The 18,496-nt window shown below is 55.5% G+C and carries 7 protein-coding genes and 1 pseudogene; 2 read left to right on the top strand and 6 right to left on the bottom strand.

Annotated elements, in window-relative coordinates; genetic code table 11:
* Window positions 1-28: 28 nt before the first annotated feature.
* The 6 genes and pseudogenes from ABH912_RS16680 to ABH912_RS16655 form a co-directional block, all read right to left on the bottom strand.
* Window positions 29-2,812 (bottom strand): RHS repeat-associated core domain-containing protein, encoded by a 2,784-nt coding sequence (locus ABH912_RS16680; RefSeq protein WP_429511154.1) that lies wholly within the window; start codon window positions 2,810-2,812, stop codon window positions 29-31.
* On the bottom strand, window positions 2,809-7,350 hold the full coding sequence (locus ABH912_RS16675) for a SpvB/TcaC N-terminal domain-containing protein (protein ID WP_429511153.1): 4,542 nt from the start codon (window positions 7,348-7,350) through the stop codon (window positions 2,809-2,811). The genes ABH912_RS16680 and ABH912_RS16675 overlap by 4 nt, the downstream gene beginning before the upstream one ends.
* Complete coding sequence (locus ABH912_RS16670; protein WP_429511152.1) at window positions 7,347-11,237, bottom strand: neuraminidase-like domain-containing protein; 3,891 nt, start codon at window positions 11,235-11,237, stop codon at window positions 7,347-7,349. The genes ABH912_RS16675 and ABH912_RS16670 overlap by 4 nt, the downstream gene beginning before the upstream one ends.
* 26 nt (window positions 11,238-11,263) lie before the next feature.
* Window positions 11,264-14,593 (bottom strand): Tc toxin subunit A, encoded by a 3,330-nt coding sequence (locus tag ABH912_RS16665; RefSeq protein ID WP_429511151.1) that lies wholly within the window; start codon window positions 14,591-14,593, stop codon window positions 11,264-11,266.
* Window positions 14,594-14,785: 192 nt separating this feature from the next.
* Window positions 14,786-15,490, bottom strand: coding sequence for a methyl-accepting chemotaxis protein (locus tag ABH912_RS16660; RefSeq protein ID WP_419866197.1), 705 nt, complete (start codon window positions 15,488-15,490; stop codon window positions 14,786-14,788).
* Between the two features lie 201 nt (window positions 15,491-15,691).
* Window positions 15,692-16,570: pseudogene (locus ABH912_RS16655) on the bottom strand (methyl-accepting chemotaxis protein); the annotation flags it as partial.
* Window positions 16,571-16,964: 394 nt separating this feature from the next.
* Between ABH912_RS16655 and ABH912_RS16650 the strand changes: the two are divergent.
* Together ABH912_RS16650 and ABH912_RS16645 are read left to right on the top strand one after the other, a co-directional pair.
* Window positions 16,965-17,636 carry a histidine phosphatase family protein gene (locus ABH912_RS16650; RefSeq protein ID WP_429511150.1) on the top strand — a complete coding sequence of 224 codons (672 nt, stop codon included), beginning with the start codon at window positions 16,965-16,967 and terminating at the stop codon, window positions 17,634-17,636.
* A 26-nt stretch (window positions 17,637-17,662) separates the two neighbouring features.
* Window positions 17,663-18,496, top strand: coding sequence for a phosphatase PAP2 family protein (locus ABH912_RS16645; protein ID WP_429511149.1), 834 nt, complete (start codon window positions 17,663-17,665; stop codon window positions 18,494-18,496).

The raw sequence follows: 18,496 nt of genomic DNA, 5'->3' as shown, positions 1-18,496 counted from the left end.
GCGTTAGCGGCTTCTGTGCCAAAGACTGTCAATGCTCAGCACTCCTGATGCTCAGGACATGAGCATTGAACGATTGATAGTCTCTAATACTGCGCCCGGTCGGGATATTGATGCCTTGAGGAATGATGCCGCTGCAATTGTGGCAGGCTGGAAATGCCACGGGGACGTCACCTTTCATTAAGGTGTCCGTGAACAGGTGTAAGTCAGTAAGCAACCTTTCAGCACGGTTTGGATAGAGTGCAACGACCGAGTTCAAGAGCCTGACTTCTGAGTGAGCCCCTGGACCGCCAGCTCTTATCGGAATGATTCCGTCGCTGTGCTCGATATGCGTTGCGATAAGCTCTCGCGTATACGGTTGTAGTTCATTGCTTTGACTGGTCGTCCTGCTCAGGGTTGGATCAGCTATCAGTTCAGCTTCGGTGAAGCTTCTTTTATGTAGCAAGTCGTCGTTCGCTGCGCTGTACCGCGTTGATAAATCCATCATGTACTCGGCAGTATTATTGATTTTGTAACTTCCGAAGTTCAGGTAGAACTCTGTGCTCGTAGCACTGCCCTTATAGCCAGCGTCTACACCGTTATAGTCAGTCGGGCCTTTTTTGGGCGCTGCGATGTTGAAATAGTCCATAAATGTTTGCTCATGCTCTGTGTCTACCGCATAGGAATGAGCAACAAGATGATCCTTCAGCACGCCTTTGGTGAATTTGTAGTCCGGGTTCGTTCCGATGTTCTTCTTGCGGAAACTCTCCCGCTTCGCCGGTGTTGTGCCGGGATACACTTGAGAGGCTGATGACATGATCTGTTGTGATCTGGCCCGGCCCTTAGCCGCAAAGTCAGTGACGATATCGTCTTTTCCCAGGCCCTGGTGATCGATGAATCTCACCGGGTTATTCCCGACCATGCAATACAGATTCAACCCGTCAACCGCACCGGCCGGATCAGGACTGATCCAGCGCTGCAACCATGGCGCGTAATACCGTTGGCCGTAGTAATACAACCCACTGGCATCGCGTTCCTTGCCTGAGTAGCGAATGGTTCTGTACTTCGCTTCCAGTTCTGTACGGGCAGCCCTCCAGGCCGTGCCGCCATAGGGGTAATAACCTTCCTCGCTGATCAGGTTGCCTTCGGCGTCCAGCTCCATTGTATTGGAGCCCAGATGGTCATCGAAGCTGTAATGCAAAGCGTCATTCGTGATAGCCGAGGGAGTTCCCTGGCTCCAATGCAGACAACGCACACTGCAGCGCCCTGCTTGCACAGTGATGACATCGAGTTTCTCCTTAGTGCTTTCACGGATCTCCAGGCCCGGCAAATAGGTGACGTCATTGCAGTGGATGAGCGCGTGTGCCTTTTGGATTTGTCGTTTGCGAACGCGCTGACCGTTGCCGTCGTAGAAGTAGCTTTCCGCATCCGCTGCTTGCTCTGTGCGTTCGACCAGTGTCACGCGTTGTAATTGGTTGCGTGCGTTCCACTCCATAGGTTGCCCGGCTTGCAGCAGTTGTAGATTGCCGTTGGTGTCGAAGCCCTTTGCAAAGTCGGGTGTCGGATCGCCCGTTTTCCATAACAGCCCGCGATTGCTGTCAGGGGCGATGCCCATCTCACGGGTGTAATTATTTCCCTCGCACTGATGTTGCAGCTTGATCAGATTCGCGCGCTCATCATAGGTATAACGCTGAGTGAAGTTGCGTAGCCGGCTCCGGTCACCCGGACTCGGCAACCAATCGGGGAGCGGTGCGTGAATCCGTGCTCCGTGCTCTTCACGACCCGAAGCCTGGGTCAGTTGATAGAGACTGTCGTAGACATAAGTGCTGATCGGCTCTATGCGTTGGTTGGCGTTGTGCTGTTCGGGTTTGGTGTGATCCTCGACGTTCAACACATTGCCGACAGCGTCATAGGCGTAGTGCAGCTCTTGGAGAGCCTTTCCTGCTCGCGACGTTTTCAGTTGGTTCATGCGGCCATTTTCAGGCGTGTAAACCGCTGCACTGGTGATCTTTCCTCCCAGGGTCTGCGATTCGATCTGACCCTGGGCGTTGTACCTGACCTGATCGAGAATCAGCGTGTGTTTGATGACACCATCGAGTTGCAGGGTGACTTTTTTGAGCTGTCCGGCGACATCGAACCAGAAGTATTGTGTATGCCTTTTGGCATCTTTTTGTTTGAGGATCTCGCCAGTGGGGGCGTACTGCCAGTGGGTGGTGTGCGCGGTATCGTTTTCTAGCAGCTCATCACGTTTGTCGAGTTCTTCCGGCCAGTCCGGTGCTTGTAGATCTTTCAGAAAGTGTCGCGTTTCGCTGAGCAACTTTCCCGTCAGGTCATACTCGGATAAAAGCAGTTTGCCTGCCGGATCATCATGGCGAATCAACCGACCGCACTGATTCGTTTTCGCATGGTCGGTTGAGTTATCTGCATAAGTAAAACGCTCGATGGCCTGGCGGTTTTTTCCGTCGGGCTTTTCGTAAGTCACCGTCGGGCGCAACTGATTGTCATGGTGCGTTTGCCAATGGTTACCGCGAGAGTCCCATTTTTCCGCCACCTGACCGGCTTCGCCGAAGAAGGTCAGGCGCCAGCCTGCATCGATGCTTTGGGTCAGTAACAAAGCCCCCGACAGACTGCGGAGCTGCTTTGAATCAGCGGTTATTACGCTGGCGCTGCTGCGTTGCTCAACGACCTGACCATTGATTTCATTTACGTAACGAGCAATACGGGCCTGAGGTTGTGCGATGGATTCATTGCACAGGTAGGTGACTTCGCGAACCTGAAAGCCACGACCGTCGACGACGTTGAGTGTCGGGGTGTGATGATGAATGGTGGTACTCATACTTCGCCTCCATGCGTAGTTGAATCATCGGACGGCGTGTCGGGCCGGGTGTCGTTCTCGTCCTCGGTGATGGAATACCAGGGGTGGTAGGTGTACCGACGCTCGTCGCCGTTGGCATTGATGACGCGAATGAGTCGGCCCAGTGGGTCATGGAAATGCTGATCGCAAAGTCCTGACTGACGTAGCGACTCATCGTTGATGTACCGATGCCGGTCACTGAAGTAGGGCCGATAGGTACGAATTACCAGGCCTTTATTGTCGTATTCGATACGCTCGCTGACACGCCAGCGAAGATTGACTTCGCGCTCTTGCGGTTTGTCATTCAACCGCGTCAGTGTGCCGCCTTCATTAACGATCCAGGCCATTCCTGGCTCGACTTTTTGTTTGCTTTGTAACTGCCGGCCAAAACCATCCCAGCAAACGACGGCGATGCGGGTTTGTCGTTCAGAGTCGCTGTGGAATCGGTCTGCCTGCATCGTGGCGCAGTGCACCGGTTCGCGTGCCACGCTTTCTATCAGCGTCTGGAGTTTTTGCTCGTAAGGTGTTTTGGTACTGAGGTCGGCCAGACGAGTACGAGCGCTGGCGCGGACATGCCCGCTGGGCAACAGATCGCCTTGCGCAACGGCTTGTTTGCGCCAGTCCTGCTCTTGCGTTGTGGTGGCCGCAATATGTCCCATCCAACTGAGCGGAGAGTAAAAGTAGGCGCTGGCGACATCCTGGAGTGCCCTGCCGGGATTTTCGATGGCGATGTCGGGCCGCTCATCGTAATGGCGGGTATAGGTGGCAATGGGTTTGAAGCCGATATCCTCACCCGAGTTGCTTTTGTGGTAACTGATGGCTTGAACTTGTCCGGCTACATCGTACAACGCTTCCTGGACATTACCGTTGGGGTCGGTGATCTGTTTTGGCTGGAGTATTCGGTAGTCAATATTTGACGCTGTGGTGGTGCAGTTGTCCGGTAGTTTGACAGTGGTGGTCAGGCAGTAATAAGCGTCGTAGGTGATAGCCGTTGAGCCATGCTGTTGGCTTTCCTTGAATGTCAGCGCCCTGAAAAAACCGTCCAGTTTTGCGTAAGTGGTGAAACCGCGTCGTACAGACCAGAGGTTGCCCTGTTTATCCCACTCCTTGTCGGCCGCTAAAGCGATGGACATTTTTTTGTAGCCACTGCCCTGGAGTTTCTTCGTCATATCAAAAGACGCGTTGCTCGGTATAAGTTTGAGCACGTCGTAGGCCTTCAACGCCAGCTCATTGAGTTCGGCTGTTTCAAGGTGATCAAACAAGGCTTCGACGCTGGCCTGGCCATCAGCGAAGGTGTCGCTTGTGTCTGGTTTTCTGTAACGCTGTAAAGACAGGTCGGTCATGACCCGCCTGGTTTCCCAGGTCGCTGAATTGCTCAGTTCCAATATGTTTTCATAGTTGATGGTGTTGGGGGTCAGGCCTCCGGCCGAGGGTGTCTTGGGCAACCTCAGCGCGTTGGTGCGTTGCAGGTAACGCAGGCCCAGGCGCCTGCCCTGGGTGTTAACGTTGATAAATTGAGCTTTTGTTTCGTTCAGGTAGTAATACTGCTGGTCCTCGTCATGGGCATCGCCCCACCATTTGTTTTGCCAGGTATCCGTGAAAGGGGGGGAATCGGTAGCCGTTTTACGCCGTGCGTAACTGATCTCCAGGCTGTGAGTGAGGTGACCATATGAGTCCCATTCCAGATTGATCGTGTGGGTGCAGCGAGGATCATCAGGAATGCGCTCGTACTGATAGTTAATGGATTCCACGACCGCGGGATGCACGATTGAATAGGGGCTGTGTTTCCCCAGGCCTCTGAGCTCACGTATCAGGTACCGATGTTGTTGCACCGAATAAGGGTGCTTTGCTTTCGGGGACTGGTCCTGACCGTACGTTTCTACCCGCAAAGTGTGGCCGCTCAACGCTCGAGCGAACTCGCGCCTTCGGGCCAGCATGTGACTGATGGCGTCAACGGCCGGCGTGTGTTCAGCTGGCCCCCAGCTTTCTCCCATCTCGAGAACTGTTGCCTTCAGGGCTGCGGCTGTCGCATCGCTACGGTTGTAACCAAGGTTGGACGGGTCTACCTCTTCACCGGTGTGGAACCAGGTCTTGGTCAGTGTCGCTGAGGTGTGAGGACTGTTCTCTGTGCTGCCACGGCTGGTTGGGCTATCGGTTTGCTGGAGCAGGCCGAAACCCCGGAACTCTCGTTCGGTGCTGTCGTAGAAGCCACGTCGATATTTGAACCGCTGGGTCAGCCGATTGCCGGTGATTTCGTCGTACTGAGTCTGTTGCTTGACCAGGAACAGAGGAAATGGCAAACGTGAAATCGCTGGTTTGTTGTTCTTGAGTAACTGCTTTTTTTCGTCCAGCCACTCTTGTGCAGAACTGCGATAGCTGACGCTGCCACTAGCGCCCATGTTGTTGTTGGTCGACTTGAGCAAGTAGGGTTTGGTGTCAATGAAGTCATAGCGCCAATGCCGGCTTTCCTCTCCAGGTACGCTGAAAACCAGACTGGAGCAGCCAACCCCCTGCAGGTCTGCGGCGCTGACCTTGCAAAGTCGGTCATGGCGCAGGCCTTCGGGCCAGGGTAAGTCGACCGCAGGCCCCAGTGTGTTACCGCCGTGGTTCATGAAAATGCGCGCGCAATCAGGTTGCAGATAAACAAGGTCAGCGGCCCCCGAGCCGTCCAGGTCGGCCAGCAGGACGCGGGATGCATCGAATTGCTCGTATGAGAAATCCAGGGTGGCGATCACCCGCCCCTTCCCGAAGCGTCCTTGGCCCAGGTTGGGCCAGCATTTCACTTCGTTGTGACGAATACGGATCAAGTGCTGTTGGCCGCTGCCCAGAAGATCGCTGAAGGCCACCAGTTCACAGGATGAGTTGCCGGGCTGCGGCAGATCATCTTCATCGGTGTGGCGTGACACCTCGGTTGCGGGGGCGAAGCCGATTTTGTTCTGGTTGGCGTACAGGCGAACACTGCGCGGTCCGATCATGATCAGATCGCTGCGCCCGGTCCCCATCAGACTGGCCAATTGTCCTTGAGGATGGAAAAACTCGGTCGGAACAGCGGTGAATGAGGTGAAATTCGACCAATCTCCATCCGGGCTCAGCGTGAAGAAACCGCTGAACTCGGGGTGTGCCATGATCCAGTCCGGACGGCCGTCACCGCTGAGGTCACCGAGAAATTGTCGAGGAGACTTTCGGCTGTCGGCCAGCGGGATTCGTGGCAGCTCGCGCCATGGTGCGTACATGACGTGATCTTCTGCGTTGTCGTCCCGCAAAGGCTGGCTGTAGCGCCAGCTTTTGTCTGTTCGATGAAGAATGCCCGGCAGTCCTTCTCCCAGCAGATCGACGAACTGAAACTGCTCCTGGTGATTGAGCCTGGCCAGCGCCTCGAAGGGTTTGAAGTGGCGAGACTCAGGCTTGAGCGTGAAACCGGTGTAGGTGAACTCAAGTGGAGGTTGATATTCATTGGTATTGTCGCCAAAGGCTTGGTTCAACGCTGCGCTCAGGCAGTTATAGGATAGAGCGCCAGTTTGGTACTGGAGCAGGAGGCGGTGCACCAGTATTGGTTCGCGGCCCATCGATGTTTCATCCGGGAAGTAATGAAACATCAGAACCTGTTGGCACAAGCGTTGAGTGCCCAATTCAAAACCGTAGGCGAACTCCGAGAACGGATCACTGCGTACAGAGCACGGCAGCGTCCCTTCGTAACCAGGCGTGTCTTCCAGGCTAACGCTGCGTTCGCCATAGTCGAAACACAGCTCGAAATGCCATTTCTTATCGTTGAGGCCATCGACCTTGCACAGGTACAACTGTGAGTCACCGTGGAAATTGCCATAGCGCACGCGACTCAGGTAGCGCTGGGCGCGGTAATCGGCGGAGCCCTGAGTCGCGACCTCATCAGCGGTGTACTCATAAAGAATATGCTCGCCATGAGCATTCATGCTCTCTTCGAGCAACCACTCGCCTACCCGCACTGATGCGTCGGGATCTGCGCGATGTGCCGACGATGTTTTTCCGTACAGGTGTTGGCTGCCATCGGCGCTGTGTATCAGCCAGAAGCCCGGTTTGTTCGTGGCGCTGGACCAATGCTCGATCAAGTCGAAGGCGGCTTCGATCCGAGGTCGATAACGCACGACAGCATGTTGCACCAGCTGTTTGCCGTCGCTGCACATTTTGTGGCTGGATTTGATTGCGCCTGTTGTTCTGTCCCGTTCAGGCATCCAGACCTCACCACCGGGGCCGACGAACAAATCATCGTGGGTGTAGGCCGGAACGCCCAGACGGGTGTGTCGTGTAACGGTAGGCAGGGACAATTTCCAGCCGAGGCCGAAAATACCGTTGCCTTGAGCACTGCTGTAGCTCAGGGCCAGGGCTGGGACATATCCGCGACCCGGTGAAACAGGCAGGGGGATCTCACAGGACGCCGCACCGCTGGACCCTATCGGGCCTAAGCCATTACCAATGCTTTGAATCGCCCCGCCGCCCTTGGGCAGAGCCGGAAGATCGACAGGTATGGAGGTTTGTTCGCTCATCGGGCACCCCCATCAGCCTTGGCGGTGTACTGCACCTGCACGATGATATCGGTGAGCGATTCGAGCATGGCTTTCTGAACGGCGTGATTAGGGAACGACAGCTTCCATTTTGAAATTGCGCCGGTGTACTCGAAGGGCAGATAGCGTTCGTCCTGAAAGTTCAACGTGAACAGACCGTTGTCGTCGATACCGGTCGAAAGGGCTATTTGCTGACTGGCTCGCCGGCTACTCATTTTGCTGCCGTTGGGCATGACAACATCGCTGCTGGTCTGGGTCAGGATAGCGCGGATATCCTCATAAGGGCCCAGGATCGCCGGCAGGGAGATGCTGATGCTCTTGATCCGGCGCAGGCAGTGCCCTGGGTAGTCATTGTCAAACAGGGGCTGGGTCAGTTCGAATTCACATGAGCCATTATTTACAAGACCTGATTTGAGGCCTGTGACCGCAGGTTTCACACCCTGCGCAGGCGTATCGTTCCAGGGCTTATTAATGGATTCAGGGGTCTTGTCCTTGTCTTTGAGCAGGCGTAACGACACGGTCTTGCGAATTTCCAGCTCGCGCTCATGACCCAAAAGGTAGGCGCTCTTCATCTTCAGCAAGCCCAGTTTCATCGACTCCCCAGGGCCGAGTCCGCGGTAGGTACTGTTCCAGCCCTGGGGTTGGAAGAACGGCTGTGTGGAATACTCGGCCATCTCGTAGCGCCAACATGACTCGGTGAGTTGGCACAGCGACAAGGCTTCGTCATACGCCTGGTAATAGAAGATGGACAGCTGGCCAGTGAACCACTGGTAAAGCTGCGAGCTGGTAAAGCGCTTGCTGAGGAAGTCGTAGGTGGTTCTGGCTTGGTTGAGTGCCGTTTGAGTCTGTCGTAACAGCAGCAGGGAGGCTGTCTCCCGTTCGGCTTCAAGTGCCAGTTGTGCATCGATTTGTGCGATTTCGAGTCTTGCCTGATCGCGAGCGAGTGTCCACTCCTGATGGCGACGACGGTATTGCTCAGCACGTTCGAGGGCGTCGCCAGCGCCATGAGCAGCAGTTGCCACGCCTTGAGCTCCGGCCATGACCGCAAAGGGCACCCCCTCGACGCGATGACCTCCGTCTGCCAGGCCAAAAATGTTGGGAATGACCTTCAGGCCATGGCCGACCACTTGGGCCGCGTAGGCAGAGGCTTCAGCAATACGCCCTGTGAGGTGCAATGTGGCGGCGGCGACCTCTTCTGTGTTGACCACCTCATTGACCCGTTGACTGTAATAATCCACACGCCCTTCGACAATGGCTTTACTGGCTAGCAAGGCCTCCTTGTTCTTCTGGTCGATCTTCAACGCCTGGGTTTGTAGGTCTACCGTAATGTTTGCCAGATCCCAGAGGTGTTGTTGCTGAATTTCCTGATAGCTGGCTTGCTCGGTACGCTCGATGAATGACAACAGCGTTGTACCGAACTGAATCACGGTATCTACCGCGCTTATGGCATGGGCATGCAGGGTGCTGAAGCGGTAGGGCGGGATATCCAGACTTGGGCGTCGCTCAATGCCGGGTTCTGCCGCACGCTGAGGATTGGAGCGCAATAAATCGCCTGGTGTAGCGGGCGCCTTGAAGAGGGAGAAACTCAGTGGCTTGCCGACAATGTCGAGATTATGTCTAAGGTTGTGCAAGCGACTTTCCAGCTTTTCCCAGCGCGAGATCAGCACCGGGTTGAACGGTAGTCGCAAGTGTGGCGTGTCAATCGCGTGTACCGAGGGGGGCGGTGCATACGGACGCACGCACACCTGGGGCGCAATGTTGGGGGAGGTTGCTGTCGGTTGGTTTCTTTTGTTTATTCCAAGCTCATTCTCAAAAGCGCGCAGAGCGCTGTTGGTCTCGTCACTGAATTTTTGCAGTGTGACGGTAGACCAGAGGTCGGTTTGCCTGAGATCCGGGCGAGGGCCCAGAAGGTCCAGTGCGCGGATGTACCAGAGCTTGGCTTGCGCCAGCCCATCGGGGGTCAACGTGCGGTAGGCCGTGTCACCGCGATTGGCCAGGATATCGATGTAGAGCATGTACAAGGCTTTGCGAAAGTGCACGGGATAACTAAGGGCAATCTGATGCGGGTCTTGTGGGTCCTGGATGGCGTAGCTGGGTTGGCCGGGGGATGGACTGGCGCTGATTAATGGCACGGCATTCCAATAGTCGGGGTTGCCTTCATTGACTTTTTTGCGGCCGGGGTTGAACACGTATTGCAACCAGCGTTCGGCCTCACCGTATTGGCGCTCCAGGTTAAAGCGGTGTGCCACCAGCCATGGAAGATAAAGGAACAACTCTACGAAGTAGCGACCATAGGCGCCGTAGAAATCCACGTTCTCAGGCGTACCGTTTTCCCTGAAAGCAGGCTCCTGCAGGTGCTGGGTTCCCCAGCTCAGCAGTTTGTCCATGCCCGTTTCGGCGCGCTCGATCAGATGCCTGGCGAAGGTGATGTTCATTCGAACAGGATTGCGATCTTCGTCGGTCGAGACGTCACTTTTTTCTATTGTAGAATTTGCAAAATCAATAAATTCTGTCGTGCCTGAATTATCGGCCAGGCGGAAGTTAAATCGAGGGGCTTTAAGTTTTACGCTGTCCGCGTTTATTCGGCTGAACTGGAGTGTTCTTTTGTTTGCCTTATTCCACTCGCTGGCAGCCGTGATGGGAATGCCCGAATGAAGAAGTTTATGCATTATTGCTATGGCAAGTTCTTCAGTATTGGATCGTGTAGGGGTCGTTGTGATAATCGAGTCTTTATCGATATCTACCGATAGTTGGAACTGCGGCGCAATATCTGACTGGGGGAGCTGGTCGTTTACATACAGGCCAATGTGCAATGAATGCGTTGAGTGATGCTCGTCATTGAGGGCAATGGTGTGTGTGTCCAGCTTGATATTAGCCAAGGTCTTATTGTGAAACAGTGCACGTGAAGCGTAACCCTGTAGACAGGTCTGCGGGGTGCTCCAGCTCTCATCATATTTTTTGTAGCACAGGTTCAAACGAAACAGCGGATTGGTGTCAGGTCTTTCTGTGCTGGTTGCGCTGTCTTTTGCCGTCTTGGTTACCGCCGTACTTTCCTGAAAGATGCACTCGGCCCAGATCACGTACAGACGATTGTTGAACATGACCGGGCGAATGGTATGTTCGATGGCACTTTCGGAAATCGGCAGATTCACGCGTTTCCAGTCCGACCAGGCCTCTGGCTCGGGGGCATCGAACTTGGAGGGCGAGGCGAGGGACACTGCAGAGCTTCCCGTATGGGGACGCTTGGCCATGTCCAGCGAGCGCCAATAGTAGGTATTCGCGGCTCGGGATTTGGCAATGAAGTAATAGGTGCTGTTGGCGAAATCGTTTCCGTCGATGTAACCATTGAGTAGTGTCAGGTTGGCAACTTCTTCGAGTCTTGTCAGGTAGGCCAAGACGGCCGCCTGAACGGACTCGGAGGTGAGTTGATGCTGGTTGATGTCGTTTTCCAGTTGCTGAAAACTGTCGGTCCTGGTCCTGCGAAGTGTCGGGTCCAGATAGACCGCAGGGAAATAATGCAACTGCTGGTTGGCTACCCAGGTCGGATAGTGATGCATCACGGTACGCCAGGTCTCGATCTGGTCGGCCGGGATATTCGCGGTGTGATATCCGGGCTCCATGTTGGCCAGAATGCTGTTGATGTATTGCTGCAGGCTGGCAATGGCGCAAGCCACCGGACTGGTGGGTACGTCCTGGCTGACCAGCACATCGAGAAGCCAGTAGTGATAGAGGTCGTTAGGCGTCTTGAGATGTTCGGCGATCTTCAGCGACTTCAACATCTCGTCTTCAGGTACGATCGCTGACAGATAGAGTGCGAGTTGAGCATCACGCAAACTTTCATTAAGTTGCTTTTCAATGGTGATAGACATGTTCATTCCTTGAGCATGTAACAGGATCAATGACTGGCGGCCATGACGGCTTCACCGACTTTCTTCCAGGCGTCTGACGCGCTTGCGTTGTTCAGGGCGGTTGCGCCGAGGAGTGAGGTAGCGCTCAGCCCCGTTGTCTTGCAGGTTGCATGACAACGCATTACCCAATCCACATCCTTCATTGTTTTGGCTTTGCGGGACGCCAGCGTTGCGGTCACCACACTGACTTCAGTCGGCGTCCAGCCCAGCAATTTGGCCAGGAAACTGTTCGTTGTTGTGGTATCGGCAGTCGAATTGGCAAGCCCCAGATAGCTCAGAAGGCTTTCCTCCGGGTGCTGATGGGTGCTCATGCAGTGGTTGAAACGATCCAGCAGGTACAAGCTGCTGAGTGTCAGTTTCAGCTGCGTGTTTGCTGTTTCCAGCCACTCGGGATGGCGCAGGAACAAGCGCAGGGCGCTGTTGCTCAGATGCAGTTGAACGGCAGCTTCGGCGTGGCGCAGAACCGGGTGGAGTGCTGTGGGGAGCCTGGTTGAGTGTGCATCACTCAGCGCGGCGGCGAGGACCGCGTGGGTCGAGGAGTTTGCCCATAACAGCACCCCCTTTGCGCAGTTCATGGGGAGCTGAGAAGTTTCCTGCAAGAGCTTCTCTATCAGGTGCTGCTGTCGATCATGGGCACGCAGTAGCAGGTCTTTGAGTTTTTGCTTGCAGTCATCTTTGAGCACGTTACCCAATTTCAGTGGGTCGATAACGTCGTTCAGTGCGGTGGCCAGTTTCTGCGGCACATCGTCTTTGATTGCAGGCGCGAAGTTTTTTACCAGGCCGTTGTCATCAAGCAATGTTTTAGCCAGTAGGGCACGCCACCCGAAGTCTTTTGGAAGCGACAGCTCTGCTACTTCTCGTGGGGTTACCACACACTGCAAGGTATCGCCGTTCAGCTTGGTGAGATGTTGCCGCAAATCTCGAAACGAATGATCATCGCTGCCCATGGGCTCCAGGAGGCGTCGCAGCTTGGGAATGTCGTAGGCGGACTCACTGAGCCAGTTTGTTATCCAGTCCATTTGCATCAGCACATCAAGCAAGTTGAGTACATCAAGCCCCTGGGGCTCATTCTGCGTCAGCGTGACATCGGTGTAGTTGCTAGTGTTATCGAGGTCGTTGCTAGTTTGACTGCGTGGGCTCTGTATCACGGTCGCTAACTTGGTTGCACTGCGTATTAATACATTGAGATCGCCGTTGGGCAGCTCTATTGGGCAACCCTCAAGAGAGATCACCGTATCACCGGCAACGGTCGGGATCTGGTTGATAGTGATGCTGGGTTCATCATCGGAGTCATCATTATTGCTTGAGTCGCCGGGGAAACGGATGTGAATTTTTCCTATGAGATTTCTATCGGCGAACAATGAAGTATTGGTTGTAAGTGTTGATCCTGACAGAAGCAGGGGAGGGTTCTCAGGGTCGACTTGCTTGGGTGCGCGAAAACGTGCGACTAGATTGAAATACTGACTGGAATTTCTGATGTTTATTTGGATTGTTCGACTGTCTAGGGCGTATCCGTTTGCCAAGCATTTAGAGAGGCTTTCACCCCCCAGTAAGTTTGCGAGCATCGCACTGTCGGCAATTGAAATGCCGAGCATTCGGGCAATCCGCGCCTGCCGATAGATCGAGGACAGGGTGCGTAGATCACACTTCAGCGGGCCAAGGTATCGCTTCGTGTTCCTGACGATCAGTAATAACGAGTCTTCGGTCAGAGGCAGACCAAGGCTGGCACTCAGGTGTTGCAGGATGGTATGCGAGGCCGGGTCGGAGCCGTCAGCGCTGAAGGTTCGACCATCGAGTACCAGTGGCGTATCGAATAGTCGGGCCGGATTGAATACCCGGTCGAATAAGGCGGGGGCATCACCGGTGGCAGAGGGGGATACTCGATAAAGCAAGGCAGCAAACTCTTCGGCATTGATCGAGTACCGACGGTTAAAGTAGCGATAAACACCCAAAGTACACACTGTATAAGTGTCGAGTTGCATGAGCGTGTTACGCGGCACTTGTGATTCAAACGCGCCGATGATCAGGGTATCCAGCTCGGCGAAAGGGATATCGAGCCAGCGTTGCAAGCGGATCATTCGTTGCAAGCGTACAAGTCGCGGGTCTGTCGCCTCGGCTATCTGTTTAACCCCCTCAACTTTGATGATTGCCATGTTGTTGGCAGTGGTGGTGCCTACCGGGAAAGGGCCGTTTATATAACTAGCGCCATACGGACCGGGAAGTGAAACGGCCGTTGGGTCATTGCTGGATTGGCGTGGGGCATGTTTGCCTTGCGAGAGCAGCGCTTCGATTTGCCCTGCATTCAGTTCTGTGCGCTCCATAAAGCTTGCCAAGTTTTTCAGGCTGGCAAGTGCATCGGTGCCATAGAGGCTTTGCCAATAGCTATCTTTAGACTGCTCATCCTCTCTTGGGACTTCTGTCAGTAATGCCTGCTGCTGTGGACTCAGCCCGGACAACAGTTGTTGGGCTTCGAAAGGGGTGGATGTCCGTACCTGGCCATACTGAATGTTGACTGTCTGTGTGATGGGAAGGTGGGTGCTGATGAGGTAGTTCAATTCTCCCAGCGAAGGTGTTTTTCCACTGAGGCCCAGCAGGCACTGATGATGAAAAATGTTGTAGGGAAGAGCGAAGGGATAACGTCGTTGCGCCAACACGTCATACGTTGATTTGTTTTTGTCGGCGGTGCTCTTCAGTGCCTCCTGAATATTCGTGTTCAGGATGTCATTGACGATCTTGAGCATGGGCTGTGCAGTGAAGGTATTTTGCTGATCGATCGACAGAGCTGCGAGATCCGGGCGTCGCTTTTCCAGCAGGATTCGGTTGACGGTCTCAGTTGCTGATTGCGAGGCACTGGTTTCCAGTTGCTTGGCAAACAGGTACAGCGCTCTGAGGTAAGCGACTGGCGAGTCGATTGCCGCGATCGAATCTACTGTGCAGGACTCGTCCCAGTTTTCCTGAAACAGATTGGTATAGGTGGGGCCTTGTTTCTCGACCGCACGAATACCTGGGGGGTGCCAATGGTGTTGCGTTTGTCCAGATGAGAGTTGTTGTTCCCGATATAAATGGCTGACCTGGGCGGCAAGACACTTGGCGTTGTCGTAGAGCTTCCCGATGTCGATGCTGGAGGCGTGCCCTTTGAGCGTACTGTCACGGTTGATCGCGTCCCCGACTTTTTTCTTGAAGCTGGCTTCGGTCAGTCGAGTGATATCGAACACTGAAGTGAGCTTCAGTGCGTCTTTGAAGAGTTTTTGCAGATCCCGGTGTTTCTCGGAACTGTTGGCCGTGATAAGTGCCTGGAGTAATGGATAGCCGTCCATGCCGATAAATCTCCTATGAAGTGGAGTTATCGACATTACTGCACGGGAGGATTGAGAACCGTCAGCCGTCCATTGCATGGAGAGCTGGAAAAGGCGCCGTTTGGACGGGAGAAACGCCTATTAACCTGTAAGAATTCGACACGCTTGCTCCCCCAGTCGGCACGAGTGCTGGTGGGGGGAGCAAGCTGAGACTTACACCCGGAAGTGGCTCACCATCATCTGCAACTGATTACCCAACCGCGCCAGTTCAACACTGGACGCAGCGGTTTCGTCGCTGGCAGCGGCGGTCTGTTCGGACACGTCGCGCACGTTGATGATGCTGCGGCTGATCTCTTCGGCCACGGCGCTTTGCTGCTCGGCAGCGGCGGCGATCTGCTGGTTCATCGACTGGATGTTGGACACCGTGCGGGTGATGTTTTCCAGTGACACGCCAGCCTTGCGGGTCAGCGCGACGCTGCTGTCGGTGAGGGCGCGGCTGTTATTCATTACCGCCGACACTTGTTGCGTGCCGTTCTGCAGACCGGCCACCAGGCCTTCGATTTCTTCGGTGGATTTCTGCGTGCGCTGAGCCAGGCCGCGGACTTCGTCGGCAACTACGGCAAAACCACGACCGGCTTCACCGGCACGGGCCGCTTCGATGGCGGCGTTGAGTGCCAGCAGGTTGGTCTGTTCGGCCACCGCCTTGATCACGTCCATGACGCTGCCGATCTTGTCGCTTTCCTGTTGCAGCACGCTCATGGCGTCGGTGGAACGCGCCACTTCAGTGGCCAGGCGTTCGATCTGGGCGATGGCTTCGTTCACAACCTTGTCGCCTTCGCGGGCTTCGCCATCAGCAGCGGCCGCCGCCTGGGAGGCTTCTTCGGCATTGCGCGCGACTTCCTGCACGGTGGCCGTCATCTCGTGCATGGCGGTGGCCACTTGATCGGTTTCGATCTTCTGGCTGTTCACGCCGGCGCTGGTTTGCTCGGTCACGGCGGACAGTTCTTCGGCAGCGCTGGCGATCTGGGCGACGCCATCGCGGATGCCGCTGATCAAGTCGCGCAAGGTCACGCCCATGCGAGCGATGCCTTGTTGCAACACGCCGAGTTCATCGCGACGAGTCACTTTGACGTCCTGGGACAGGTCGCCGCTGGCGATGCGTTCAACCACGGCCAAAGTATCGCGCAGCGGGCCAGTAATCTGACGGGTGATGATCACGGCAGCAATGATGCCCACCAACAACGCCAGCAAGGTGCTGATCAGCTGCAGTGTGCGAGCCTGGGCGCTTTCGGCGTCACGGCGATCGAGCTGGATCTGATACAGCTGGTCGCTCAAGCTCACGATGGCGGCGCCCTGGTCAGTCATTTCCTTGCGCGCTTGCACCGCATCGCTGTTCGCCGCTTTATAAGCCTGCAAGGCGCTGCGGTAGTTGGTCAGTGCGGTTTCCAGCTGACGCAGGGCGTCTTGCTGAGTGTCGGCGAAATGTACATTGAGGGGTTTCAGGCTGGCGATGGCCACGTCCAGTTGGCCGACGGCTTTTTGCTCGGTCTCGGCGTTGGTGGTCGCGGTGTAGCCGCGCACTTCGTAGCGGGCCAGCAAGAACGCTTCCTTGGCCGCCGTGATGGCCTGGAATTGTTCGAAGCGTTGGTCGCTCAGAGGCATTTGCTGCACGTTGGTGTTGATGGCATTGATCAGCGTGTTCGCGGTGTCAGCATTGGCGCCCATGGTGTCGCGCGCGCTGTTACCGGTGCGGTACGCGCTGCGCATTTTGTTCAGGGACGTCTTGTAGGCGTCGATGACGGCGCCTTGCTCTTTGAGCAGCTTGAGGTTTTCCGGGCTCTTGAATTTCACCAGCAGCGCTTGTTGCTGAGCGGAGAACGCCTCGAGTGTGGTCTGGACGTTCTGCGCGGCGGTTTCGTCGCCGTTGGTCAGCATGTATTGCAGGCGAACCACACGTAGCTTGGTCAGGCCGGCATTGAGCTGGGTGATGTCGCTCATCCAGTTGCTGCGGTCAATCAATCCGCCCAGGCTCGTCCAACCGGTCAGGGCGAGGACGCAGGTCAGGGCCAGGACCAGGCCGAACCCCAAGCCCAGCTTCATGTTCACGCTGATATTGCCGAACCAGCTATTCATCAAAAGTCCTCCAGGAACGTTGTGCTTCTAGATCGTCGGTTGGCTGGAAGATTGTTGTTTTTGGTCGCCAGCAAGGTGTGTAGCAGGACTGTATCGGCAGCAATTGCGAGAGCTGAATGGTTTTTGCAGGCAGATGTGTAACAAGACTTTCGTGCGGTCTTAAGCTTTTTTTCACATGAGTTTCACCGGCTGCCGACGCCAGCCTCTCTAACCTCGCGGCATCGAATGACAGTAATGCGTGCCGGCGAGGCGGTTTGATGTGGAATTGAGACTGAGTCTGTTCGGGATAAAACGCTCGATTGATCTGAGCCGTTTTGCCCGCTATCGCAATGCGGCTGTCGTGCTCGCCTCGGCACTGGTGGTGATTCCGCTGACGGTGTGGCTGTTGCAGCCGGCCGCTGTACCGGACCTGGCCCATGGCAATGTAACCGGCGCCCGGGGGTTGACGGCTGATTGGGCCAAAGGCAATGTGATCGCGCTGGTGCGGCACGTCGAACGCTGCGATCACTCCAGCGCCCCCTGCCTGAGTGGTAACGATGGCATTACCGATCGCTCTCGCAGTGTCGCGGTGGGTGTCGGTGCACAGTTCGAACAACTGGGCCTGAACAAGGCTGACATCTACAACAGCCCCATGATCCGTACAGCGCAGACCGCTGGCTACATGTTCAACAAGGTCAGTGTCGGTGAAGAATGGTTGATCAATTGCAAGGGCACCATGCTGCGTGACGCTCTGGCGCACAAAGTGGCCGGGCGAAACCTGATTCTGGTGACCCACAGCGAATGCATGTCGCAACTGGAGAAAGACCTCAAGTTGCCGGCCTCTACGCTGGGCTACGGCGCTTCTTTGTTTATCTCGGCCGAAACGCCACAGGCACCCCGCATGCTCGGTTTCATCGAAGCCTCGGACTGGCACTCGATGACCACCGAGTGAATTCACTTTCTGGATCAGGACACACGATGTTGACGTCTTCCCATTACCGCTTCTACTGGGTGAACTTTGGTATTCCGCTGGCCTGTGCGGTCGTGGTTTTCCTGATGTTCGATTTGACCAAAATCGACATCGCATTCAATGATCTTTTTTATGATCCGGTCACGCAGACGTTTCCGCTGGATCATGTCCACCTGTTCGAAAAGATCACCCATAAGTGGGCACGGATCATCCCGAACTGGACCGGAGAGATAGCGATCGTCGGCGCCTTGCTGTCGTTTCTCTGGCCGCGCCTGAAGGCCGAAAAGCATTCGAAAATCATCGCATTCCTGGAAAAAATCAAAGTCGCGCCGGTGCTTCGGTTCGCCACCAAGCACCGTCGGGACTTCCTCTACGTGGTGTTCGCGTTCTCCATCTGCACCGGTGTCATCCACTACCTCAAGGGCCACACCAGCGTGTACTGCCCGATCGAAACGACCCAGTACGGCGGGAAAATCGAGCACAAGGAGTGGTATGAGAATTTTGATCTGCTGAAAGTCGCAGGGGAAGGTCGCTGCTGGCCGGGCGGACATGCTTCGGGTGGTTTCACCATGCTGGCGTTGTACTTCGTGGCGCGTCGTTACCGCTGGCGCTACTCCAAAGCGGTGATGTACGGCTCGCTGCTGCTCGGTTTCGTCTACGGCACGACGCGGGTTCTGCAAGGCTGGCACTACATGTCCCACACCTTCTGGGCGGGAATCTTCGTGTGGCTGGCGTGTTTGCTGACAGCGCTGGCGTTCTATGGGCGAGCGCGGCTGGAGCAACCGGTGCTCCAGGCGCATGAACGGCCTGAACGCGTTGCACAGCCGCAGACGGCTAGCTGA

The sequence above is a fragment of the Pseudomonas sp. BT76 TE3572 genome, assembly GCF_050435365.1.
GTDB classification, from domain to species: Bacteria; Pseudomonadota; Gammaproteobacteria; order Pseudomonadales; family Pseudomonadaceae; genus Aquipseudomonas; species Aquipseudomonas fluorescens_W.
Note: the sequence above shows the minus strand (reverse complement) of the source record. Positions and strands in the feature narration are given on the sequence as shown.

Bases quoted from the DNA above. Each gene is read 5' to 3' on its own strand.
- ABH912_RS16680 (WP_429511154.1), bottom strand. From the start codon at position 2,812: ATGAGTACCACCATTCATCATCACACCCCGACACTCAACGTCGTCGAC.
- ABH912_RS16675 (WP_429511153.1), bottom strand. From the start codon at position 7,350: ATGAGCGAACAAACCTCCATACCTGTCGATCTTCCGGCTCTGCCCAAG.
- ABH912_RS16670 (WP_429511152.1), bottom strand. From the start codon at position 11,237: ATGTCTATCACCATTGAAAAGCAACTTAATGAAAGTTTGCGTGATGCT.
- ABH912_RS16665 (WP_429511151.1), bottom strand. From the start codon at position 14,593: ATGGACGGCTATCCATTACTCCAGGCACTTATCACGGCCAACAGTTCC.
- ABH912_RS16660 (WP_419866197.1), bottom strand. From the start codon at position 15,490: ATGACGGCCACCGTGCAGGAAGTCGCGCGCAATGCCGAAGAAGCCTCC.
- ABH912_RS16645 (WP_429511149.1), top strand. From the start codon at position 17,663: ATGTTGACGTCTTCCCATTACCGCTTCTACTGGGTGAACTTTGGTATT.